The 25,534-nt window shown below is 50.2% G+C and carries 18 protein-coding genes; 15 read left to right on the forward strand and 3 right to left on the reverse strand.

The genetic code is table 11. The annotated features are described in order from the left end of the window. The first annotated feature begins 23 nt into the window (after positions 1 to 23). The gene (gene xylA, locus ICL07_RS20090) at positions 24 to 1,355 is read left to right on the forward strand and encodes a xylose isomerase (protein ID WP_188089839.1); all 1,332 of its coding nucleotides are present in this window, start codon (positions 24 to 26) and stop codon (positions 1,353 to 1,355) included. A gap of 64 nt (positions 1,356 to 1,419) precedes the next feature. Here the strand turns inward: xylA and ICL07_RS20095 are convergent, their stop codons facing one another. Further along, a complete protein-coding gene (locus ICL07_RS20095; protein WP_188089840.1) occupies positions 1,420 to 2,355 on the reverse strand; it encodes an AraC family transcriptional regulator in 936 nt (311 codons plus the stop codon). Positions 2,356 to 2,512: 157 nt separating this feature from the next. On the opposite strand from ICL07_RS20095, the gene ICL07_RS20100 reads away from it, so the two are divergent. Further along, positions 2,513 to 3,523 (forward strand): zinc-binding alcohol dehydrogenase family protein, encoded by a 1,011-nt coding sequence (locus ICL07_RS20100; RefSeq protein WP_188089841.1) that lies wholly within the window; start codon positions 2,513 to 2,515, stop codon positions 3,521 to 3,523. A 10-nt stretch (positions 3,524 to 3,533) separates the two neighbouring features. Continuing rightward, positions 3,534 to 4,541, forward strand: a complete 1,008-nt coding sequence (locus ICL07_RS20105; RefSeq protein ID WP_188089842.1) for an aldo/keto reductase — start codon at positions 3,534 to 3,536, stop codon at positions 4,539 to 4,541. 170 nt (positions 4,542 to 4,711) lie between these two features. Here the strand turns inward: ICL07_RS20105 and ICL07_RS20110 are convergent, their stop codons facing one another. Next, positions 4,712 to 4,879: a hypothetical protein gene (locus tag ICL07_RS20110; RefSeq protein ID WP_188089843.1), complete on the reverse strand. Its 168-nt coding sequence runs from the start codon at positions 4,877 to 4,879 to the stop codon at positions 4,712 to 4,714. Positions 4,880 to 5,015: 136 nt separating this feature from the next. On the opposite strand from ICL07_RS20110, the gene ICL07_RS20115 reads away from it, so the two are divergent. The 12 genes from ICL07_RS20115 to ICL07_RS20170 all read left to right on the forward strand — a co-directional run bounded on the left by ICL07_RS20115 (position 5,016) and on the right by ICL07_RS20170 (position 24,505). Then, complete coding sequence (locus tag ICL07_RS20115) at positions 5,016 to 8,141, forward strand: SusC/RagA family TonB-linked outer membrane protein (protein WP_246485121.1); 3,126 nt, start codon at positions 5,016 to 5,018, stop codon at positions 8,139 to 8,141. Between the two features lie 7 nt (positions 8,142 to 8,148). Then, positions 8,149 to 9,720 carry a RagB/SusD family nutrient uptake outer membrane protein gene (locus ICL07_RS20120; protein WP_246485122.1) on the forward strand — a complete coding sequence of 524 codons (1,572 nt, stop codon included), beginning with the start codon at positions 8,149 to 8,151 and terminating at the stop codon, positions 9,718 to 9,720. A gap of 21 nt (positions 9,721 to 9,741) precedes the next feature. Continuing rightward, positions 9,742 to 10,938, forward strand: a complete 1,197-nt coding sequence (locus ICL07_RS32725; protein ID WP_188089845.1) for a glycan-binding surface protein — start codon at positions 9,742 to 9,744, stop codon at positions 10,936 to 10,938. Positions 10,939 to 10,962: 24 nt separating this feature from the next. Then, positions 10,963 to 13,044, forward strand: coding sequence for a beta-galactosidase (locus ICL07_RS20130; RefSeq protein WP_188089846.1), 2,082 nt, complete (start codon positions 10,963 to 10,965; stop codon positions 13,042 to 13,044). Positions 13,045 to 13,065: 21 nt separating this feature from the next. Beyond that, entirely contained in the window at positions 13,066 to 14,640 is a 1,575-nt protein-coding gene (locus ICL07_RS20135) for a GH39 family glycosyl hydrolase (RefSeq protein ID WP_188089847.1), read from the forward strand. 7 nt (positions 14,641 to 14,647) lie between these two features. Next, the gene (locus tag ICL07_RS20140) at positions 14,648 to 16,486 is read left to right on the forward strand and encodes a cellulase family glycosylhydrolase (RefSeq protein ID WP_188089848.1); all 1,839 of its coding nucleotides are present in this window, start codon (positions 14,648 to 14,650) and stop codon (positions 16,484 to 16,486) included. Between the two features lie 93 nt (positions 16,487 to 16,579). Beyond that, entirely contained in the window at positions 16,580 to 18,112 is a 1,533-nt protein-coding gene (locus ICL07_RS20145; RefSeq protein ID WP_188089849.1) for an alpha-N-arabinofuranosidase, read from the forward strand. Positions 18,113 to 18,192: 80 nt separating this feature from the next. Further along, the gene (locus ICL07_RS20150) at positions 18,193 to 19,842 is read left to right on the forward strand and encodes a ribulokinase (RefSeq protein WP_188089850.1); all 1,650 of its coding nucleotides are present in this window, start codon (positions 18,193 to 18,195) and stop codon (positions 19,840 to 19,842) included. 1 nt (position 19,843) lies between these two features. Next, on the forward strand, positions 19,844 to 20,548 hold the full coding sequence (locus ICL07_RS20155; RefSeq protein ID WP_223152040.1) for an L-ribulose-5-phosphate 4-epimerase: 705 nt from the start codon (positions 19,844 to 19,846) through the stop codon (positions 20,546 to 20,548). Between the two features lie 11 nt (positions 20,549 to 20,559). Continuing rightward, positions 20,560 to 22,035, forward strand: a complete 1,476-nt coding sequence (araA, locus tag ICL07_RS20160; protein WP_188089851.1) for an L-arabinose isomerase — start codon at positions 20,560 to 20,562, stop codon at positions 22,033 to 22,035. 18 nt (positions 22,036 to 22,053) lie between these two features. Then, the gene (locus tag ICL07_RS20165) at positions 22,054 to 23,736 is read left to right on the forward strand and encodes a sodium:solute symporter family transporter (RefSeq protein WP_188089852.1); all 1,683 of its coding nucleotides are present in this window, start codon (positions 22,054 to 22,056) and stop codon (positions 23,734 to 23,736) included. Between the two features lie 52 nt (positions 23,737 to 23,788). Beyond that, positions 23,789 to 24,505: an NUDIX hydrolase gene (locus ICL07_RS20170; RefSeq protein ID WP_188089853.1), complete on the forward strand. Its 717-nt coding sequence runs from the start codon at positions 23,789 to 23,791 to the stop codon at positions 24,503 to 24,505. Between the two features lie 11 nt (positions 24,506 to 24,516). Here ICL07_RS20170 and ICL07_RS20175 read toward each other — a convergent pair whose 3' ends face one another. Beyond that, complete coding sequence (locus tag ICL07_RS20175) at positions 24,517 to 25,428, reverse strand: sugar phosphate isomerase/epimerase family protein (protein ID WP_188089854.1); 912 nt, start codon at positions 25,426 to 25,428, stop codon at positions 24,517 to 24,519. Positions 25,429 to 25,534: the final 106 nt, after the last annotated feature.

The following is a 25,534-nucleotide window of genomic DNA, read 5'->3' on the forward strand; positions in this document are numbered from 1 at the left end:
TATCATTTTAAAATCACCCTTGTATGAGCATTACACTTGGAAATCAGGAATATTTTAAAGGGATAGGTAAAATCCGTTATGAAGGGCCGCAGTCAGATAATCCGCTTGCCTATAAGTGGTATGATGAAAACCGGATCATCGCAGGAAAATCCATGAAAGACCTTTTTCGCTTTGCGGTGAGCTACTGGCATACGTTCTGTGGTACCGGCGGAGATCCTTTCGGTCCGGGTACCAAAAGTTTTCCCTGGCTGAAGTCCGCAGATCCTGCGCAAAGCGCGAAAGACAAGATGGACGCAGCATTTGAGTTTATCACCAAGTTGGGGTTACCCTATTACTGTTTCCATGATGTGGACCTGATTGACGAAGGCACTGATATTGCCACCTATGAAAAAAGGATGCAGCTGATAGTGGACTATGCCCGCCAGAAGCAGGTTGCCAGCGGTGTTAAACTGCTCTGGGGAACTGCTAACGTATTCAGTCATCCGAGATATATGAATGGCGCCGCTACCAATCCTGATTTTGCTGTAGTGACCTATGCCGGCACACAGGTGAAAAATGCGTTGGATGCCACGCTGGCGCTGGGTGGAGAAAATTATGTTTTCTGGGGAGGCCGTGAAGGATATATGACACTGCTGAACACAGATATGAAGCGGGAACAGGAACACCTGGCACGCTTCCTGGGCATGGCCCGCGATTACGCCAGGAAACAGGGTTTTAAAGGGACCTTTTTTATTGAACCTAAACCTTGTGAGCCTACCAAACACCAGTACGATTTTGACAGCGCTACTGTTATTGGTTTCCTCCACCGGTATGGACTGGAAAAAGACTTTAAACTGAATATCGAAGTAAACCACGCTACCCTGGCAGGGCATACCTTCCAGCATGAGCTGCAGGTTGCTGCTGATGCCGGTATGCTTGGCAGTATTGATGCTAATCGCGGTGATGCACAGAATGGCTGGGATACAGACCAGTTTCCGACGAGTATCAATGAACTGGTGGAAAGCATGCTCATTATCCTGGAAGCTGGCGGATTTTCGGGCGGCGGCGTAAATTTTGACGCTAAAACCCGGCGTAATTCAACAGACCTGGAAGATATATTCCATGCACATATCGGCGGTATCGACACTTTTGCACGGGCTGCCGTGATCGCGGAAAAAGTACTGACACAAACGACCTATAAAAAATTTCGGCGCGACCGCTACGCTTCCTTCGACACCGGCAAAGGCCGCGAGTTTGAAGAAGGAAAGCTTTCACTCGAAGACCTTCGCCAGCTGGCCGTATCAGGCGGTGAGCCAGTGCAAACCAGCGGAAAACAGGAATGGCTGGAGAACCTGATCAACAATTGTATCGTGTAGATCGTAAAAAACAAAAGTTATACAAACGCAAAAAAACACAGCAGTTCATCGCTGTGTTTTTTTATTAGGTGAAATCGCCACCGGCCAGAAGCCGGATCTTTTTTTTATAGTTGCCGGGATTTTCCCCGGTTTCTCTTTTGAAGAAACGGTTGAAATACGCATCGTTCTCAAATCCGAGACTGTAAGCGAGGTCTTTGATGGCTACATCGCGGGTCATCATGATCCGCTGCGCCTTTTCTATCTTTTTCCCGTTAATGTATTTCCCCGGTGTGCATCCCATATATTTTTTGAACAGCCGGATAAAATGGTCTTTGGTAAGAAAACTGTTTTCTGCCAGCATATCTACGCTGACAGGTTTATGAAGATGGCTGTGTATATAGCGCAGCGCTTGCAGGATACGTTTGTCGATATGCCGGTTTTTATGGGTGGCGTGCACCAGGAACCGGGATATGATTTGCCTGATGATACCCTGCGCCTCCATTTCATAGCCCAGCGGCGTGGTATTTTGCCGGGCTATGTTCCGGATAAGCGTGGGAAAGTTGTCATACGACCACGGATCGAAATGCGGCAACTTCCGCTCAGGATGAATATCAGCCAGACGTTTGACCAGTTGTATAACCAATGGATCGGCTTTTATCTCCACCGGAACATCTATCAGGTCAAAGCAACTGGTGTGGTGGTGCTGTTCTTCATAAATGTGGATGTAATACAAAGATAAATGTCCTTCGCATTTGTACCCATGGCTGGTGTAGGCCGGCGTGAGGTATAAATGGTTCTTTTTCAGTTCATATACTTTGTCCTCCCGGATAAGCCGTGCTGTACCGCTTTCTATGAAGTGTACCCGGATAAACGGACTGCAGACTTTCCGCCAGTTCCAATCGGCATTATGCACGGCATGGCCGATGTTCAGCAATATAAAATCGGGAGATGTCTGCTCGTTGCGCATGCCGGTAAATCTGGAAAAATGAAATATCGATAAAGTACAATTTTTTATCGACATAGGGAAATTTTAGAGAGGCGTACGATGGCTATTTTTGGGAGAAACATAAACGTTATTATTCAATAGGGACTTACCTGATGGCCTTAGCCTGATATTTTTCATCATCTATGCCGACAACTACCGTCCCGGAACAATGTCGCTTTTAAAAAAGAGATTCATGCGGATAATTTCTTGTATTAAGCCAGGGAGATTGGAATACCGGGAGGTTCCGGAGCCGGTATGTTTACCGGGACATGCTATTATAAAAATCCGGCGTATCGGAATATGCGGTACCGATATCCATGCTTTCGGCGGTACACAACCTTATTTTAACTATCCCAGGGTACTGGGGCATGAACTGGCGGGAGAGCTGGTGGAAGGCGAGGTACAGGGGATACGTAAAGGCGATGCGGTTACCGTCATCCCGTACCAGCATTGCGGTAAGTGTATAGCCTGCCGAAGTGGCCACACCAACTGCTGCCAGCATATGCAGGTGATAGGGGTGCACACGGATGGTGGAATGGCGGAGTTGCTGATGGTACCATCGCACCTGCTGTTACCGGCTAATGGATTGAACGCCGACCGGCTGGCGCTGGTAGAGCCCTTTGCGATCGCTGCACATGGTGTCAGGCGCGCAGGGATCGCACCGCAGGAAAATGTGCTGGTGGTGGGAGCGGGCCCTATAGGCCTGGCAACGATGGAAATGGCCGCCATAGCAGGAGCTGATGTACTGGCCATCGACGTGAGTGCCTACCGGTTGACCTGGGCAAAAAAAATCGCCGGCGTACAAGGCGCTTTCCTGGCACAGGAGGAACACCTGGAAGAGCAGCTCAGGGACATCACCCAGGGAGACATGCCTACGGTGGTGATAGACGCTACCGGTAACCTGGGCGCTATCAACAATGCGTTCAGGTATATGTCGCATGCCGGCAGATATGTGTTGGTAGGACTGCAAAGAGACAACATCACTTTCAGTCATCCCGAATTTCACAAACGGGAAGGCACACTGCTCAGCAGCCGCAACGCTACCCGGAAAGACTTCGATTGGGTGCTGGAAAATATCCGTATAGGTAAGATCACACCTGAAAAATATATCACGCATTACCTGCATTTTAATGATATGGTGGAAGAATTCCCTTCCCTGATAGCCGACGGCAATTTAGTAAAGGCGATGATCAGCCTGGATTAAAACATTACGCATGCATTCATCATTGTTAATAAACGGGCAGCCGCTACCAGCCCTGATTTTTGGTACAAGCGGCCTGGGTAATCTTTTTGTGAGCATCAGCGAGCAGGAGAAAACCAGTATTGTGAAAGAATGTATCCGTTGCTCGCCGGGCATGACTGTTTTTGATACGGCGGGGAAATATGGAGCGGGACTGGCTTTGGAGACACTGGGCGCCGCGCTGAAAGAATTGCAGGCAGACCGGTCGGAAATCATTATCAGCAATAAACTGGGATGGTACCGCACCGAACTGAAAACACCGGAACCGCTCTTTGAGCCTGGCGTATGGAAAGACCTGCAGCACGATGCGGTACAACGGATCAGTTATCAGGGCATCATAGAATGTTTCGAACAAGGCAATGAATTATTGGGGGGCTTTATACCGCAAATGGTTTCCGTACATGATCCGGATGAATACCTTGCCAGGGCAAAGGATACCAAACACCGGGCACGGCTATACGACGATATCCTGCAAGCCTATCAGGCACTTTTTGACCTGAAGGAAAAAGGTCTGGTGGCTGCAGTGGGTATTGGCGCCAAAGACTGGAGGGTATTGCAACAGGTGGCCGGCGACATACCACTCGATTGGATGATGGTAGCCAATAGCCTCACCGTATTTACACATCCGCCGGAATTATTGTCCTTTATAGAAGCGCAGGATAAAAAAGGCGTGCATGTGATCAATTCGGCGGTTTATCATTCCGGTTTTCTGCTGGGGAGCGATTATTTTGATTACCATAAGCTCGACAGAAGCCTGCCGGGAGATGCGCCTTATTTTGAATGGAGGGACCGGTTTTTTCGTATCTGTGCGGATCATCAGGTTAAACCGGCAGAAGCCTGTTTAAGTTTTGGACTGCAAGTTCGCGGCGTCAGGAGCGTGGCGGTCAACACCACCAAAGCAACAAGGGTAAGCGAAAACTTTCGTATGCTGGATAAAGTCATTCCTCCGGCTTTCTGGGAACAACTATGGACGGCCGAATAATGTAAGGAAAGCAACGAAAACCAGGTTTTTGTAACAAATAGACCCTTTAATTGAAACAATCGGGTACCTACGATACGGGTATACTGTTCTATTTTTACGATACCTAATCCACGTTTATGAAATTTCAACTGTTACCGGGCCTTCGGGGCTCATGGCGATTTATTGCCCGTTCAAAAATAATTACTGTCTGTTTGCCTATGCCGGACATACTGTTTATCCCATCTGCTTTTCACGGAGATATTGTCAGGTGGCGCCAGGTTCATGGTAAAGATGCGGTTTACCGCGAATACCCGGCCCACCGCCGACGATATTTCCTGTGATGCTCTCTCATGCTGCACAATACCCCTGAGTTACACGAATATTCATGCAATCGGATGTCCATCCGGTTGCTTTGGGGTACCTGTCTGTGAATACCAGAAGTTTTTACGCTAAAAAAATCTTATGTACTCAACCAAAATAAATCGCTTTCCGGCGATGCTGTTTATATGGCTACTGGGAGGATTCCTTTTCAGTACCGGCAGCTTCGCCCAAACCGCCCGCATAAGCGGCATCGTCACGAATCAAAAAAATGCCACGCCTGTTCCGGGTGCTTCCGTAACGCTGAAAAATGCGGGCCGCCATGCTGTCACCGATGCGGCGGGCCGGTTCACGATCGAAGCGTCGGCAGGCAACGTATTAATAGTGTCCATGATGGGCTTTCAGAAGAAAGAAGTCACCATCGCCGGCACTGGTATTATCCGGGTGGAGCTGGCGGAGAATGTTTCCCAGCTGGAAGATGTAGTGGTGATCGGATATGGTAAAACAAAACGCAAGGATGTTACGGGATCTATCGCTTCGGTAACGGGAGACGAGATACGGAAAACGCAGCCGGTCACTTTCGATCAGGCGTTGCAGGGAAAGGTGCCGGGACTGGTGGCGCAACAAATTTCCGGTCAGCCGGGTGGCGCTGTTTCCGTGCAAATCCGTGGTATATCCTCCTTTGGCGCCACTGCGCCCTTGTATGTCATCGATGGTGTGATCATCGGCGGTACGGCCGCTCCCGGAGCAGGCACCAATCCGCTGGCAGGTATCAACCCTTCTGAAATAGAATCCATCGATGTGCTGAAAGATGCTTCCGCTACTGCCATCTACGGGTCGCAGGCTACCAACGGCGTAATCGTGATCACTACCAGAAGAGGATTGATTGCACCGCCGGCCGTTATGTACGATATGTACACCGGCTTTCAGCAGCTGCCTAAAAAACTACCATTGATGAACCTGCGGGAGTATGCCGCTTTTATCAACGAACGTAACAAAGGACTGGGTTGGGGATTCGATACCCGGCCGGAATTTGCTAACCCGCAATACCTCGGTATAGGCACCGACTGGCAGCAGGAGCTCTTCAGAAATGCTCCGATGTATAATCACTCGTTGACGGTCAACGGTGGAGATGCACGAACACAATACCTGCTGTCCGGCTCTTATTTTAAACAGGAAGGCATTGCGCTTGGCTCCGATTTTAAACGGCTCTCGGTAAGGCTTAACCTGGATAATAAAACGACCGACTGGCTAAAGATAGGCACCAGCCTGCAATTGATCAATATCAAAGAGAATGTGAACTCCACCAGCTCCAGTATTGTCAATATGGCGTTGAGCCAGACGCCGGATATCGCGGTGAAAAACACGGATGGCAGCTGGGGCGGCGCCTATAATCCGAACGGGTGGGTCAATAGTATGCCCAATCCTGCCGCCTTTGCACAAATCAATAAAGATCAGGTCAACAGGAATCAGCTCTTTGGTAACCTGTATGCTGAAATATCTTTCCTGAAAGATTTTGTGCTGAGAAATGAAGCCACCGCGAGCTTCTCCATGGCTACGGAAGACCGCTTTAACCCTTCCTATACGTTTGGGTTGTCAAAAAGCGTCAATAACAGCGGTGCCTACATCTACAATCAAAACTTATTTACTACCATCAGGAACTTCCTGACCTATTCACATCTCTTTGAAAAGAAGTACAATGTGAATATGTTATTGGGCCACGAGGCGCAGCTGAGCACCAACGAAGCTTCCAGTGCCACCCGCTCCAATTTCCCCTCCAATAACGTGCAGGTAATCAGCAGCGGAGATCCCACCACGGCCGCCAATACCGGCATCAAAGGGCAGAATGCCCAGGAGTCCTATTTCGGCCGCCTCAATGCCGGGGTTAATGATAAATACCTGTTCACCGCCAACGTTCGCGCTGATGGCTCTTCCAAATTTGCACCGCAAAACCGCTGGGTTACCACCTGGTCCGGCGCGTTTGCCTGGAAGCTGAAGAACGAGGAATTTATGCAGCCGTTCAACAAAATAAATGATCTGAAGCTAAGGTTGGGATATGGACTGACCAACAACCAGAATATCAGGGACTATGCTTACACCTCTACGCTGTCGACCGTTGCAACAGGCCTCACCGGCGTGGCGCAGCTTACGGTCAACGTGGGCAATCCCTATGTTCAGTGGGAGAAAACCAAATACACCAATATCGGTTTGGATGGAACGTTTTTTAACTGGCGGCTGAACTTTGCCTTTGACTTCTATAACCGCAGAACCGATGGACTGGTCATGCAGATTCCCCTACCACTGTATTCCGGTACTTCCATTGGATGGGCGCCCGGCTCGCTGGATGCGCCTTACGTCAACATCGGAACGGTTAATAATAAAGGCTTCGATTTCAGGATTAGTTCAACCAATATCCAGGGTAAAAAATTTACCTGGAAAACAGATGTGACAGTTTCACGTAATATCAATGAAGTCATCAAACTTAATACAGACGGCGCTTCACTGAGCCGGCCCTATAGCAAAACGGTAGTAGGCCGCTCTATCGGGGAGTTCTACGGTTATGTGGTGGACGGTGGCGTATTTGCTACCCCCGCAGATTTTGAAACGCATGCGCTGCCGGTTAAAAACGGCGTGCGTTTGCCCGTAGGCCCCGCCGGCGGCAGCATCTGGTATGGCGATCTGAAATTCAAAGACATCAATGGCGATGGCATCATCAACGAATTGGACCAAACATTCCTTGGATCACCCATTCCCCAATACCAGATAGGCCTGAATAATACTTTCTCCTACAAAAATTTTGATCTTAATATCTTCTTCAATGCCAATATTGGCAATAAAGTCTTTAACCAGATGCGGATCAATGGCGATTATCCCGGTACAAGCTTTGGTTACCTGCGTTCGCTCATGAACTATGCGCAGCTGGCATTGGTAGACCCTGCGGGTTCATCCACCGACATCAAAAATGTTTACGTAAAAAATCCGGATACCAGGATTGTTGGGTTGAGAAATGACAACACCAACGATAATAACCGTACCTCCGACAAGTTCGTGGAAAACGGCTCTTTCCTGCGGTGTAAGAACATCTCCCTGGGATATGCGTTGCCGGATAAACTTCTCTCTAAGATCCGTATACACTACCTGCGGCTGTATGTCAATGTATCCAATGCATTTACCATTACCAATTATTCGGGCTTAGACCCTGAAATCGGCTCCTGGGACCCGCTGGCCGCTGGTATTGATAACGGGTTCTATCCACAACCGCGCGTGTTTACCATCGGCGCAAATGTAAAATTGACCAAATAAATAAGAGATGATGAAACGTATTATAAAAATATTATGCTGGCAGATAGGAGTGATGTTGCTGGCAGGATGTTCCAAAAGTTTCCTGGACCGTCCGCCGCTATCGCAGATCAGTGCGGATAATTTTTACCAGTCCACCAACGACCTGCGGCTGGCAACGGCAGCACTGTATGCTGGCTCGCCCTGGGGCGACTGGAACTACACCTGTTACCTTCCCGTGGGCGATGTGCTGAGCGGCAACCTGGCGGTAGGCTACTGGGGAGATGCGGTACAGCTGAATACATTCAGCGTTACCGGTTTGAACGGGATCATGGTTTCCAACTGGAAGGCGATGTACAACATCATTGCACACTGCAATATTACCATCCAGGCCATCCAACAGAAAGCGCCCGACAGTATTGCAGCGGTAAACAAAAATGCTGCTATTGCCGAGGCCCGTTTTATAAGAGGCTTTGCCTATTATAACCTGGCCGTACATTGGGGGGCCGTACCGGTGATTGAAGACAACAGTAAACTGGTGGTCTCCCCGTTGCTTAACCGGATAAAGACGGCAGACGTATTCCGTTTTGTGATCAATGACCTGGCTTTTGCAGCACAACACCTGCCTTCCGCCGATGTGGCAGGACGACTGACCACCTGGTCGGCGCAAGGTATGCTGGGTAAAGTATACCTCACGGTAGCGGGACTGGACCGCGCTGGTACACGCGACCAGGCGCTGCTGGACAGCGCGGCAAAATACGCCGGTAATGTTTGTAAGAACAGCGGGCTGTCGCTGCTGCGCAATTATGCAGATCTTTTTAAAACAACGTTCAACGATAACCCTGAGTCCTTATTCGCCCTGCAATGGGCGCCCGGCGGTGCATGGCTGGAGGGAAATATGTTACAGATCTACTCCACGGGCGCGGAAATATCGGCTAACGGCCAGGCCGGATGGTTCAATATCGGTCCTACGGTAGACCTGTATAAGTTATATACCTCGCAGGATTCCGTGCGCCGTAAAGCCACTTTTATGCTGAATGGTGACTATTATGCGGAGTTGAACGCAGCAGGCGGCGGGTACCGTTTTACCGGCGACTGTGCGTTAAAAAAACATATCATCGGCACCAACAAGGACAACAATGCGCCTACCATGACGCAGACATCTTCCGTAGAGCATAATGCTTTATTAAGACTGGCAGACGTATACCTCGTGTATGCGGAAGCCCTGCTGGGCAATAATGCCGCCACCAGCAATCCCGATGCGCTGCTATATTTTAACAAAGTACGTGAAAGGGCTGGGGTGCCTCCCAGGACGTCGATAGATGCAAACACCCTCTTGCTGGAGCGACGGCTTGAGCTGGCAGCGGAAGGACAATACTGGACAGACCTGGTGCGGTTGTCTTACTATAACCCGACGGAAGCTATTGCCAAACTGAACGATGAGGCGCGGGTGACGTTTACCTACGCAGACGGTGTAGTAACGCCGGCCAGCCCTTATGGCGTTATCACGCCTGCCACCATTCACAGCTTTGCATTTCCCATTCCTTCTTCCGAAGTAACGGCCAATCCTAAGTTGCTGGAACCACCGGTATCCTATTATTAAAGCATGTAAACACTTATTCCAGTGAATAAAATAATTTCCCATTCGTTATGGTTGCTCGCCGGGATAATGGCGCTGGTGCAAACCGCCTGTAAAAAGGACAGGAATGGAAACGGCCCTGTCATCACTCATATCAGAAACTACGCAGCATCTCCGAATGATACACTACTGGCCGCAGTAGAACCCGGTCAGTGGGTAGTAGTATGCGGTCATCATCTGGCAGATGCCTTAACAGTAACTTTTAACGGGGTGCCTGCCAGTATCAAAAGCGTTATGTTTTCCGATACCAGCGCGGTAGTGCAGCTGCCGGCCGTCATACCTTTCCCGACGGTATCAGCGGAAGACCTGAACAGCATTCGCTACGTGACACCACAGGGCGCCACCACTTTTTCTTTCAGTATTGTGGCGCCGCGGCCGGTCATTACCGGCATCTCCAATGAAAATGCCCACACAGGCGATTCAGTATACATATACGGCAGCAACTTCTTTTTTACAGAAGGGGTGTCCTTTGCCGGCGTACCCATCACCCAATTCGCCGTTGCCAAAGAAGGAACGGCCATCGGCTTTGTGTTGCCATCACTCAGCCATAGCGGCAGGGTAGTGGTGACAACAAAGTCCGGCGCCGATACCACTGTTTATAATGTCAACGATCTTACCACCGGCATGCTCTGCAACTTCGATGACATTAACTCCTTCAGCTGGGGTACCAATCTGGAGAGTGCAGGTGCTGACTTTCCGGGTGGTAACGGCACTTACGCGGTACTGAAAAACGATATACTCGCTGGTGGAGACCGTACCTGGTGGGCTAATGGGCGCAGCATCAATACCAAAGACGTGCAATGGGTGCCGAAAGATAGTCTGCAGGCTGCGTTGGAGGGATATGCATTGAAGTTTGAAATCAACGTTCCTGCCGCATGGAATGGCACCACCATCTATGTAGTGAGAGACAGCCACGATTTCATGGCCCGCTATGAGCCGTGGCAGCACAGCGATGGCACCACCGCCAGCTACGTCACCAAAGGCTGGCGCACGGTGACGATCCCCTTCAGCAGCTTCCGTTCCAACGACGGCAAAGGCGTGAGCGCTACCGACATGACCACGCTGCTGACCGCCACCGGCGCCGGCCCGGTGAATATCCAAACGGCCAATTTCTCCGCAGGGCCTACCGCCACCGGGTTATACGCTGCCGTCGATAACATCAGGGTCGTCAAAATCAAATGATCGTTTAATTATTAAAGCTGATAAATGAAGAAGTGTATTTTGTTGTTATGTGCGGTACTGGCAGTAGCGCAGGCGTTTTCCCAACCAGACAATCCTTTTTTTCCGGCTAAACGCCTGATCACGACGGGTATTTATTATTATCCCGAACATTGGGACCCTAACCGCTGGGAGCGCGACATTAAGAGGATTTCCGAGATGGGATTTGAGTTTGTGCATCTTGCGGAATTTGCCTGGTTTAAGATGGAGCCGGAAGAAGGAAAGTTTGATTTTGCATGGCTGGACAAGGTGATGGACCTTTGCGCCAAATACCGCCTGAAAGTAGTGATGTGTACACCCTCCGCTACTACGCCGGCATGGATGCGTTACCAGTACCCCGAAACCTTCCTGATGAACAGCCAGTATATCCGGGGCGAACATGGTACCCGGCAGCTGAGCTCCGTGGTGAACCCGGTATACCGCAGGCTGGTAGCCCGTATTGTAACCCAAATGGCACAGCGGTATGGAAAAAATGAAAACGTTATCGGCTGGCAGCTGGATAATGAGCCGGAAGCTAAACACGATTTCAGCCCCTCTTCCCAGGAAGCATTCCGGGAATGGCTGAAAAAAAAGTATCATTCCATTGATACCTTGAATACCGTATGGGGAAACGCTTTCTGGAGCCAGTGGTACAACAGCTTTGACCAGATTATTTTACCCAATGTGAACCTTGTTGGCTGGTGGGGCAGCAATCCTCATGCTGTACTCGATCTGAAACGTTACCTGGCAGATGCACAGGGCGAATTCCTCGACTTTCAGGCCCATATTTTAAGGGAACATATTTCCTCCCATCAGTTTATCACCACCAATTACACCGCCGTGTCCACCGGGGCCGATCCCCGGCGCACGAAGCTGCTGGACTTCGCCACGTACACCGCTTACCCCAATGGGGGAACGTACAATATCGGTCAGCAGGGATTCCGGTTAGGCAACAGTAACCTGATCCTTTTTGCTGCCGAGTATTACAAATCGGTAGGCGGCGTAACCGGCGCTATGGAGATACAGCCGGGAACTGTCAACTGGGGCAATTTTACGCCCTTGCCTTTGCCCGGTGCAGTACGTATGTGGCTGTATCACATTTTTGCAGCCGGTGGTAAGCTGGCTTGTTCTTATCGGTTCCGCCAGATCAACTACAGTGCGGAACAGTATCATTCCGGTATCATGGAAACGGACGGCGAAACGCCATCGCCGGGCGGGTACGACTATATGCAGTTCATGAAGGAAATGAACATCCTGCGTAAGGAAGCCGATACCAGGGCGCCGTTACCTGAAAAACTGGCTAAACGTTCTACCGCTGTGCTCTGGAATTTGGAGAACTACTGGTCTTTCGATCAGCAACGGCAAACCAGGCAATGGGACAACTGGAATTACCCCGTCAAATTCCTGCAGATAGCCAGGTCGCTGGGCGCGCAGGCCGATGTGGTGCCGGAAACGGCGGATTTATCCAAATACAACGTAGTGATTGTTCCGGCATATGAACTGGCAGACAGTGGTTTGATTAAAAACTGGCAGGACTATGCAGCGGGCGGCGGCCACCTGGTTATTACCTGCCGTACGGCGGCGAAAAACCGCGCAGGGTACCTGTGGGAAGCCGGTTGGGCCGCGCCTTTAACGGCATTGATTGGAGCCCGCATCACCGCCTTCGATATGCTGCCGGACCAATACTACGGCGACGTACAAACGAAATCCGGTCACTATAAATGGAACAATTGGGGAGACTTACTACAGCCAGGCAAAAATACCGAAACGCTGGCGGTTTATAACGACCAGTTTTACAAAGGCGCTGCTGCCGTGGTACAACGCAAGCTGGGCAAAGGTACTGTTACCTACATCGGTGTGGATACCGACGACGCCCGGCTGGAAAAGGACGTGTTGAAGGACGTTTATACTGCTGCAGGCGCTACAACAGAACAATATCCGCCGGGAGTGTTCGTATACTGGCGGGATGGTTTTTATGTGGCGGTGAATTATTCTTCTGATGATTACACCATGCCTATGAACAGCGCGGCAAAAATACTGATCGGAGAAAGGACTGTAAAACCGGGCGGCGTGCTTGTCTGGAAGGAATAATCTGTTGAAACGATAATGAAGATGAAAAAATATTGGCATGTAATAGCAGCGGCACTTTTTATGATTCCGAATGATGCTGCTTCACAAAATTTCCCGGAAAAAAGGGTCATTAACGTTAACCTCAGCAAAACAGCCGGACCGCTGCCCGACATGCTCAATGCATGTGTGGGCGCGGGCCGCGCCGCCGAAGGGCTTCGTGCCGACTGGCAGCAGCAGCTGGCTTATGTCCGGAAAGAATGCGGTTTCCGGTATATCCGCATGCATGGGCTGCTGAACGACGAAATGGCGGTTTACACCCGGGACGAAAAAGGGAATCCGCAATACAACTATATGTACATAGATGTGTTGTTCGATTTCCTGCACAGCATTGGGATGAAGCCTTTTGTAGAGCTGGGCTTCATGCCGTCTGCGCTGGCCAGCGGGTCTAAGACTATTTTCTGGTGGCGTGGCAATGTAACGCCGCCGCGTGACTATGAGGAATGGGAAAAACTGGTTCAACACCTGGTAACTCATTTTACAGAACGGTATGGTGCAGAGGAAGTGAAGAGCTGGTACTTTGAAGTCTGGAATGAGCCTAATCTGGAAGGTTTCTGGGCCGGCAGCCAGGCCGACTATTTTAAATTGTATACGCATGCCGCCAGCGGCATAAAGAACGTTAACCCGGCTTACCGTGTTGGCGGGCCTGGTACCGCAGGAGCGGCCTGGGAGCCGGAGATGATTGATTACTGTTACCAGCATAAGGTCCCCCTGGATTTTATCAGCACACATGCCTATGGCGTGAAACAGGGGTATCTGGACGAGTTCGGTCATTCCGGCACCGTGCTCGATAAAAATCCTGCGAGCGTGAGCGGCGATGTGTTGCAGTCGCGCGCTGAAATTGCCGCGTCGAAGATGCCGGAGCTGGAACTGCATTATACCGAATGGAGCGCCTCCTATACGCCGGCAGACCCTATCCATGACAGTTACCATGAAGCCGCCTATGTGCTGCAAAAACTAAAACAGGCAGGCAGGGCCGCAAACTCAATGTCCTACTGGGTGTTCACCGATATTTTTGAAGAACCGGGACCGCGGTTTACGCCCTTTCATGGCGGTTTTGGAATGCTTACCATACAGGGCATCAACAAGCCGGTATTTTATGCTTACCAGTTGCTGAACCGGCTGGGCAGTACAGAGCTGGCCAACAAAGATTCCGCCTCCTGGATATGCCGCGATAGCTCCGGAAACGTACAGGCGTTGATGTGGGACTTCACGAATACACATCCCGGCGACTCCGTGCACAACCAGCGGTACTATGTCCGTGATCTTCCTTCAAAAGAGAAAGGAAAGCTGCAATTGAATGTAGCGGGAATGGCAGCAGGGCAATATGCAGTAGAACTATATAAAGTAGGCTATAATAACAACGACGCCTATACGACGTATCTGTCTATGGGTAAGCCGGCGCAGCTGAATAAACAACAGGTGGAATTTATAAAGCAGCAGAACAACGGCGCACCGGTGTCCCGCACTATCATCTCCCTCAAAGAAAAAGCACTATTTACGAAAACAATAGATGTCCGTGAAAACGATGTCTTTTTTATCAACATCCTCAAAATTTAACCATTTTATGATGCCACGTACAAATGTTAAACACTGCGGCCTGCGCATAGCCGCGCAGCTACTGCTGCTGCTTTTTACAACTTTTTCCTTATCGGCGCAGTTGCCTTCGGCGCAGTCTATTGCAGCTAAAATGAAGGTGGGATGGAACCTGGGTAACACGCTGGAAGCTATCTGCGGAGAAAATGCATGGGGCGGCGTTGTTACGCAAACCACTATCGATGCCGTGAAGGCTTCGGGTTTCAATACTATCCGGCTACCGGTGGCCTGGGACTGCCATAGTACCAACGGGGTGATAGATCCTGCATGGATGGCCAGAGTAAAAGAAGTGGTGGATTATTGCATGCGGGACAGCCTGTATATTATTATCAACATACACTGGGATAATGGCTGGCTGGAAAATAACATCACGCCCGCTGCCCAGGTGCAGGTAAATGCAAAACAACAAAACTACTGGACACAGATTGCCAACACTTTTAAAAATTACAATGAACGCCTGCTGTTTGCCAGCGCTAATGAGCCTGCCGTAAACGATGCCACCGGCATGTCGGTATTGTTGTCCTACCATCAGACATTTGTCAATGCCGTGCGGGCGACCGGTGGTAACAACAGTTCCCGCACGCTCATCATCCAGGGACCATCTACGAATATTGATAAGACGAACACATTGATGAACACCCTGCCTGCCGATCCCATCGCCAACCGGTTGATGATGGAGGTGCATTACTACGACCCTTCCCAGTTTGCCCTCATCACCAAAGATGAAACCTGGGGTAAAATGTTTTACTACTGGGGTGTTAACTACCATTCCACGACAGACACTAACCGGAACGCTACCTGGGGCGAAGAGAGTTATATGGATGCTCAACTGAGTCTCATGAAAACAAAGTTCATTGACAAAGGGATACCGGTGATCATCGGAGAATTTGCGGCCATCAGAAGAACGCTCAGCCCTCCTTCCGATCAGGCATTGCATAATGCTTCCCGGTGGCATTTTTACGATTACTTTGCCAGCTCGGCCAGGGCAAAGGGGCTTATCCCCATCTGCTGGGATATCAACAAAGAGATGTACGACAGGGGTACCGGCGCGGTGCTGGACCAGGAAACCATTTCCGCTATCATGAAGGCTGCGGGTAATGCTCCCGGTTATATAAGGCTGGTGAACCGGGCCACCGGTCTGCTGGCAGACGGCATATACAGGAATACCAATGGCGCCAATGCCGGGCAGTGGGGCAGCAGTGGCAGCGATGCCCAGCAATGGGCCGTGGAAGCGGCCGACGGGTATATACGACTGAAAAACCGGGCCACCGGGCTGTATCTCGACGGTATGGGGAGAACAGCCGACGGAGCGGTGACCGGGCAATGGAGCTTCAGCACCAGCTATAATCAGCAGTGGAAACCGGAGGCGGCAGATAATTATGTCAAACTGAAGAACCGTGCTACCGGGTTGTACCTCGATGGCCTGGGACAAACAGCCAACGGTGCCGACCTGGCGCAGTGGTCAGGCAGCGGCAGTTACAACCAGCAATGGACAATGACCGCTATCGGTTTGCCTGCTGCGGCTGTAGCAGCAGTGCCATCGGTGGGTATGGCCACTCCGTCTAAAGATGAACTGAATGTATATCCGAACCCGTTTACCGCCACATTCAGCGTTACCGCGGATAAGCAGGATAAAATAGAGCGCATAACAATTATTGATGCTTCCGGTAAACCGGTAGAGATAAAGGCGCATCCTTCAGCATCCGATCTGTTGTCTATGGGTGCAGCGCTAAAAACAGGCACCTATGTAGTGGTAGCCAAGGGTAGGGGATGGTCAAAAAAATGTAAGGTGGTCAAGATTATTAAATAGCAGTTATCGCGAATTAAAAAATTATAATTGTAAATCTGACAAATATTTTGTTACTTTGAAACTATCAATCAGTAATCGCTATAATTCCGCGTCATGAAAAATAAGTTCCGCTTTCTCTGTATGGGAATATTGTGTTTGTTGGCGGTTTCGCCTGCATCACAGGCACAGAACAACATCACTTTCCGTACAGAGGTGCCAACGCAGACCATTAACCGCAATATTTACGGTCATTTTGCTGAACACCTGGGCAATTGTATCTATGGTGGTTTTTATGTAGGAGATACTTCCCGTATTCCCAATATCAGGGGGGTAAGGAAAGATATCATCGCTGCCTTAAAAGCCTTGAACATACCTAACCTGCGTTGGCCGGGCGGTTGTTTTGCGGATACCTACCATTGGAAAGACGGTATTGGTCCGAAGGAAAAAAGACCGACCATCGTGAATACCTGGTGGGGCGGTGTTACAGAGAACAACAGCTTCGGTACGCACGATTTCCTGGACATGTGTGAAGAACTGGGAACAGAACCCTACCTGGCGGGCAACGTAGGCAGCGGCACGGTGCAGGAGCTGGCCGACTGGGTGCAGTATGTCAATTTCAGCGGTAAAAGCCCGATGTCTGACCTGCGCCAGCAGAACGGGCGGCAACAACCCTGGAAGGTACGGTACTGGGGCGTAGGTAACGAAGCCTGGGGCTGCGGCGGTAATATGCGGCCGGAATACTACGCGGATATCTATAGAAAATATGCCACCTTCATGAGCGGCAACCTCTTCAAAATTGCTTCCGGCGCCAATTCTTCCGATTATAACTGGACGGAAGTACTGATGAAAAACATTCCCCTGCATATGTTGGACGGTATAGCCCTCCATCACTATTCCGTGATTGAGTGGGATAAAAAAAGCGATGCGGTTGATTTTTCTGAAGAACAGTATTTCCAGACAATGCGCAGCGCTTGTTTTATGGATACGCTGATACGCCGTCATTCCGCTATCATGGATAAATATGACCCGAAGAAAAAGGTAGCACTGGTGGTAGATGAATGGGGCGGCTGGTATAACGTGGAAGCAGGTACGAACCCGGGGTTCCTCTTCCAGCAAAACACCATGCGCGATGCCATGATCGCAGGCGTTACCCTGAATATCTTCAATAACCACGCCGACAGGGTGCGTATGGCTAACCTGGCGCAGACGGTCAATGTACTGCAGGCGGTAATTTTGACAAAAGGAGCGCAGCTGATACTAACGCCTACTTACCATGTTATGGAGATGTATAAGGTGCATCAGGATGCTACGCTGATTCCCGTCGATATTCAAAGCAACAGGTACACGTATAAGAACGAGCAGCTGACTGCTGTTACCGCTTCTGCTTCTAAAGACAAAACCGGGGCGACCCATATTTCACTCGTTAACATCGACGCTTCTAAAACACAGGAAATAACAGTACAAACAAACGCGGCTTACAAAGCTGTTTCCGGCCGTATACTTTCTGCTGCCAAACTGCAGGACCATAACAGCTTTACGCAGCCGGACAAAATCAAGCCGGTAGCGTTTAACGGCGCTGTGTTAAAAAATAATAAACTGACAGTAAAGCTGCCGCCCTTCTCCGTGGTAGTACTGGAACTGAAATAAAAATCCGTTGATATACAGGTAAAGGCTACACGGCCGTGTAGCCCTGCCAGCCGTTTGCCTGAAAAAAAGAAATAGACAAGATGAATGCCTCTTTTGTAATAGGAGTTGACTTTGGAACTGATTCTGTCCGGTCCATTGTTGTGGATACCCGCAATGGCGATGAGGTGGCGGCTGCGGTATACTACTATCCGCGTTGGAAGGATGGTTTATACTGCAACCCCGCCCGTAGCCAGTTCCGCCAGCATCCGCAGGATTATATAGACGGGTTGGCGGCTACTATTACGCAGTGCCTGCAACAGGCCGGTCCTTATGTGTCCCGGCAAATAAAAGCGATATCGGTAGATACTACCGGCAGTACGCCGGTAGCAGTAGATGAAACCGGTATGCCGCTGGCATTGCAACCGGCATTTGCCAATAATCCCAATGCCATGTTTGTACTGTGGAAAGACCATACGGCCATCCGGGAAGCGGCAGAAATCAATACCGTAGCAACGGCTTTTCCCGGTAATTACCTGCGGTTTGTAGGCGGTGTTTATTCAGCTGAATGGTTCTGGGCTAAATGGCTGCATATATGGCGTGTAGACGAGGACGTTAGAAATGCTACCTACACCTGGGTAGAACATTGCGACTGGATTCCGTTCCTGCTCACCGGAGGAACGCATATCAGTCAGCTTAAACGCGGCATTTGTTCTGCCGGTCATAAAGCCTTATACGCAGAAGCTTTTGGCGGTCTGCCGCCTGATAGTTTTTTCGCGGCGATAGATCCGCTGTTGCAAAACGTAAGCCGGCGGCTGTTTAGCAAGACCTATACCGCCGGCGAAGCAGCCGGAAACCTGTCCGCTGCCTGGGCGCAGCGCCTGGGATTGAGTACGGAAGTGGTCATCGGCATCGGCGCTTTTGATGCGCATATGGGTGCTGTAGGCGGACAAATAGAGCCTTATCATCTCAGCAAGGTCATGGGCACCTCCACCTGTGATATGCTGGTAGCGCCGCTGGAAGACGTAAAAGATACGCTGGTGAAAGGCATTTGCGGACAGGTACCGGGTTCTGTTATCCCCGGCATGATGGGCATGGAAGCAGGGCAGTCGGCTTTCGGAGATGCATATGCGTGGTTCAGCAATTTATTGTCATGGCCCTTGCAGCATCTTTTCCCAAATGATCCTTCCCTGTTGCGGGAAGCCAATAGCAGGATGATTGCCGCGCTTTCACAGCAGGCCGCCGCAATCGTACCGGATGAAAGCAGCGAATGGGGGATCGACTGGTTAAATGGCCGCCGTACACCGGATGCAGACCAGTCGCTCAAAGGAACGCTGACCGGGCTTCATCTCGCCTCCGACGCCCCCAGGATATTCAGAGCAGTGGCGGAAGCCACCTGCTTTGGCGCCAAAGCTATCGTAGAGCGCTTTGAACGGGAAGGCGTTCCCGTAAAAGGACTGATAGGTATCGGCGGCGTGGCGCAGAAATCACCCTTTATTATGCAGATGATGGCCGATGTAATGGGCATGCCTATACGTATCCACCGCTCAGAACAAACCTGCGCACTGGGAGCGGCCATGTTCGCCGCTACGGCGGCAGGCATTTTCTCCAGAGTGGAAGAAGCGATGCTGGTTATGGGGCAGGGCTTTGAAACTACCTGGTCACCCGACAGGCAACGCACAGGCATATACGAAAACAGGTACAGGAAATATAAGGCGCTCGGCGCTTTTACTGCCAATATGAATATTGATTAAGATGGGTATACAAAAATATCAGGCTATCCGCGAAGCTGCCTATGAGGCCAACATGCAATTGCCTGCCCTGGGACTCGTTATTTTCACTTTTGGCAACGTGAGCGCGGCCGACAGGGCCGCAGGCGTGTTTGCCATTAAACCCAGCGGAGTGCCTTATACGGAGCTGTCGCCCGACAAGATGGTCATCGTGGACTTTGAGGGAAAAGTGATCGAAGGGGATCTGCGTCCTTCCTCTGATACGCTGACCCATGCCGTGTTGTATAAGCACTGGGAACATATCGGCGGCATCGTGCATACACACTCTACCTATGCCACCGCATGGGCGCAGAGCCAGCGTGATATCCCCATTTACGGCACTACGCATGCAGACCATAACACCCTCGACATTCCCTGCGCGCCGCCGATGCCCGATGAGCTGATAGCCGGTGACTATGAATATCAGACCGGTTTTCAGATCATGCATACGCTGGCCCAAAGGCAGCTGACTTATGAAGACATAGAGATGATCCTCGTAGGGAATCATGCTCCTTTTACCTGGGGCAGCAGCCCGGCAAAGGCCGTCTACAACAGCGCCGTACTGGAATCCATTGCCCAGATGGCCTACCTCACGGAATCGATCAACTTCCGGGCACCGAGGTTAAAAGAATCGCTGATAAAAAAACATTACGAACGCAAACACGGCCCCAATTCCTATTACGGGCAATAAAACCATATGGTATGATTGAGTTGAAAAAACGGGAGATCTGGTTGATTACGGGAAGTCAACATTTATACGGAGAAGCAGCCTTGCAGGAGGTTGCGCAGCATAGCCGGGAAATCGCCGCCGGTATAAACGATAGTGAGCATATGCCCGTTACCGTTATCTATAAACCGGTAGTGACCACACCGGAAGAAATATATGCTGTATGCATGGAGGCCAACGCAGCGGTAAACTGTATAGGCGTAGTGTTATGGATGCATACCTTTTCTCCCGCCAAAATGTGGATACGGGGCCTGAAGGCATTGAAAAAGCCGGTTTGCCACCTGCACACACAATACAACCGGGATATACCCTGGAGCGAGATAGATATGAACTTCATGAACCTGAACCAGAGCGCACATGGCGACAGGGAGCTGGGATTTATGATGAGCCGTATGAGAATGAACCGGAAGGTGATTACCGGTCACTGGAAAGATACTGCCGTACTGGCAGAACTGGGGGCATGGGCCCGTGTGGCTGCCGGCTGGCACGACTGGCAGGGCGCCCGTTTTGTCCGCTTCGGCGACAATATGCGTTATGTGGCGGTAACAGACGGGGATAAAGTAGAGGCAGAGTCGGTATTCGGATTCTCCTGCAATACGCATGGCATCGGCGATCTGGTAGCGGTGATTAACAGCGTTCCGGACCGGGCGGTGGCGACGCTGGTGGAAGAATACGCAGACGCCTATACGATCGCGGGTGTGCTGCTGAACGACCCCGCGCTGAAAGATGCGGCGAGGATAGAACTGGGTCTGAAAGCTTTTCTGGAAGATGGTCAGTACAAAGGTTTTTCTGATACGTTTGAAGACCTGCACGGTATGGTGCAATTGCCTGGTATTGCAGTACAGCGGCTTATGAAAGCCGGCTACGGCTTTGCCGGGGAGGGCGATTGGAAAACGGCGGCGCTGGTACGCGCTATGAAAGTGATGGGCAGCGGCCTGCCGGGAGGCAACTCTTTCATGGAAGATTATACCTATCATTTCGATCCGCAAAATCCCATGGTGCTGGGCGCGCATATGCTGGAGATATGTGAATCCATTGCGGAAGGTAAACCCTCCTGCGAAAAACATCCGCTGGGCATTGGAGGAAAGGCAGATCCGGTGAGGCTGGTATTCAATACGGCCGGCGGACCGGCCATCAACGCCTCTATTGTGGATATGGGCAACAGGTTCCGGTTGCTGGTCAATGAAGTGGAGGCTGTAGCCCCACCGCATGACCTGCCGAAGCTGCCGGTAGCAAGGGTATTATGGAAACCCTATCCTGATATGAAAAATGCCTGCACCGCCTGGATACTGGCCGGTGGCGCGCATCATACCTGTTTCAGCCAGAACCTGACCGCGCTTCACATGCAGGACTTTGCGGATATGGCCGGCATTGAACTGGCGCTGATAGATAAGCAGACCGAGTTAAGGACCTTCCACAACGAGCTGCGCTGGAACGATGCCGCTTTTTAAATCCTATATGTACCCGTTATGAAAAATGTACTATCTGCCAACGATATACTTGTATTCGTTATCTATTTTGTAGTGGTCGCCGGTTATGGTTACTGGGTGTACCGGAAAAAGAAAACAGCCAACCCCGACGCGAAGGATTTTTTCCTTGCTGAAGGTTCGCTTACCTGGTGGGCCATTGGCGCTTCGCTGATTGCGTCCAATATCTCTGCAGAGCAGTTTATCGGCATGAGCGGTGATGGCTTCTTTGTAGGCATCGCCGTTGCTGCCTATGAATGGATAGCAGCTATCGCCCTGATCATTATTGCGGTTTGGTTTATCCCGATTTATCTGAAGAATAGGATCTACACGATGCCACAGTTTCTCAAAACGAGATACAATGAGACGGTGGCGCTGATAATGGCTGTTTTTTGGTTGTTTTTATATGTGTTTGTTAACCTCACTTCTATTTTGTACCTCGGCGCTTTAGCCATCAACGGCTTGCTGGGCGGCGCCTATTTGCATGTGGTGATGATGGCGCTGTCGGTGTTTGCTATTGTGATTACCCTGGGGGGGATGAAGGTGATCGGCTATACGGATGTGATACAGGTGAGTGTACTCATCATCGGTGGACTGGCTACTACTTACATGGCGCTTACGCTGGTGAGTGAACATTTTGGGACGGGAAGGAATGTGCTGGCCGGTTTCAATGCTATAATGAAAGATGCGCCCGATCATTTTCATATGATCCTGGCCAAACCGGATGCGGCTTCTTCCCAGGAGTATATCAACAAATACCTGGTGTTGCCAGGCATACTGATGTATGCGGCCGGACAATGGATTGTAAACCTGAACTACTGGGGCTGTAATCAGTATATCACGCAACGGGCGCTGGGCGCTAATTTGCAGACGGCCCGCAATGGGATACTGTTTGCAGGGCTGCTGAAAATTATGATGCCGGTTATCGTGATGCTGCCGGGTATTGCGGCCTATGTGTTGCATAAAAACGGGCAGTTGCCCGGACTGGAAAACAAGGACGGCGCCTATGCGGCGATACTGGGCTTTCTGCCTTCCGGCCTGAAGGGGCTTTCCATCGCCGCTTTAACGGCTGCCATCGTAGCCTCGCTGGCGGGAAAAGCCAACAGCATCTCTACTATCTTTACGTTGGATATCTACCAGAAATACATGAATAAAAAGGCCTCTCAGCAACAATTGGTATGGACAGGCCGCTGGGTGGTCGTCGCTGCTATGTTACTGGCAATCGCTTTTACCTGGAATGACCTGTTGGGCATCGGCGGGGCGGGCGGATTTACCTTTATACAGAAGTATACAGGGTATATCAGTCCCGGTGTTTTTGCCATGTTCCTGTTGGGTATGTTCTGGAAGCGCACCACAGGCGCGGCGGCTGTTGCGGGCATTATTACCGGTTTTACCCTGTGCGTGTTTTTTAATCAGTTTGCACCGGCGGTATTGGGGCATGAAAACTTCCTCTATACAGCTTATCCCAATGGTAACGGCGGATATGAGATACCTTTCCTGATTTGTATGGGACTGGCTTTTATGTTTACCATGATCGTGATGGTGCTGATCAGTTTGGCCGGACCCAGGGTCAATCCAAGGGCTTTTGTGCTGGATAAGGCGATGTTTAAAATATCACCCGCCACTACCGTGCTGATTGTTATTACCCTGCTGTTGATCTCTGCGCTGTATATACGTTTTTGGTAAAGGGATGGAGATTCGGGATCTGGGTTGTATTTTTGTTATCTAATAGTTTTGTATGAAGAGATATGCACAGCAAACAAGGTTGTTGGTCGCTGTTGACTGCATCATTTTTGGTTTCGACGGACAAGAGATAAAATTACTGCTGATCCAGCGTGGATTTGAGCCATGCAAAGGAAAATGGAGCCTGGTGGGAGGGTTTGTTCAGGAACACGAGAGCGCGGAGGATGCAGCTACCCGCGTACTGAAAAACCTTTCCGGTCTGGACGGTATCTATATGGAACAATTGCATACTTTTAGCGCCCCGGACAGGGATAGCGTAGAGAGGACGGTATCTGTGGCTTATACAGCCCTGATCGATATTAAACGTTACAAACAACTGCATGAAGATTTCCATGCGGTATGGTTCCCCATTAATCATCATCCCGAATTGATTTTTGATCACGACGCCATGGTGAACCTGGCCAAAGAGCAGTTGCGCTATAAAGCTGCCTTGCATCCTTTGTTGCTGGAACTGCTACCGCCGAAGTTTACGCTTCCCCAACTGCAACAGCTATACGAATCGGTGTACGATAGTACCTTTGATAAAGGAAATTTCAGCAGGAAGATCCTGTCCACCGGCTTACTGGTGAGACTGGCAGATAAAGACAAGCTGAGTTCCCGGAAAGGCGCATTTTATTATAAGGTGGATAAGAAAAAGTATAACAGCAACCAGCATGCTTTCCTCAACTTCGTGCCGGATGCACATTTGAAAAGGTCTGCTGCCGGACGTTAGCCCTGTAATAATTACAAGAACTTCCGAAGTTTACGCTTACAGAAATCAGCGTTTTCCGTAATGCTGTCCATCGCATTTCCGGTGCGGAAGTTGCCACCCTGTTCCAGGAAATAATACTGCATACCTGCCAGGTTTACATCCGGCAGTATTTTCGTGTAATCAATCACGCCTCTCCCCAGTTCTGTATAGTCTTCCGTTGTACGGTCCATGTCTTTAATATGCCACATCACAAAGCGGCCGGGTTGCTGCCGGAAAAATTCAACCGGTTGTTTTTTTGCGGCACGTACTACCCAATACATATCCATTTGCAGTTTCACCAGGTCGGGATCTGTTTCTTTCATAATGATCTGATAGCCGTTAATACCGCCGTGGTCCACAAACTCAAAATCATGATTGTGATAGGCGAAACCAAGACCGGCCTTCTTTACCCGCGCTCCGATGATATTGAGTCTGGATGCCAGTAATTTAAATTGATCAATGTTTCTGTCTTCAGGAGCCAGCCAGGGCCAGGTGATATACTTTTGGTCCAGCTGTTGGGCGCCTTCGATGCACTGATCAACATAAGTGAGGAGTACATCGTCAGGCGAATGGAGGTATTTAAACAAGTCGTAGTGCCCGCTGGCGGTAGTGAGGCCGTTATCCTTCAGCAGCTGGTGAAAGTCTTTTGCACGGCGGCCGTAGTAGCCGATGCCTGCCGGATCGAATCCATATGTCTCTACATCCTGGTAATCCAGGCTGGCTATTCTTTTAAGCGTACCGGCAACGTCTTTTTCCATCGCTTCGCGGATGGTGTATAATTGCAGGCCCATTTTAAAGCGGGGTTTTGCCAACGTGGCGAATGCTGAAGGTGAGAAGAGGGCCGCCGCTGCTGCCATACCGGATTGGGCGAGGAAGTTGCGCCGGTTAATGATGTTTGATTTCATAGATAACAGATGAGGTTTAGTAAAAATTTAACTAAATAACTGTTTAGTTGATTAATTATTTTATGAACATGCGAAAATATTTTATCCGTTTTGCAACGACGTGAAA

Source organism: Chitinophaga qingshengii (assembly GCF_014529935.1).
Lineage (GTDB): Bacteria > Bacteroidota > Bacteroidia > Chitinophagales > Chitinophagaceae > Chitinophaga > Chitinophaga qingshengii.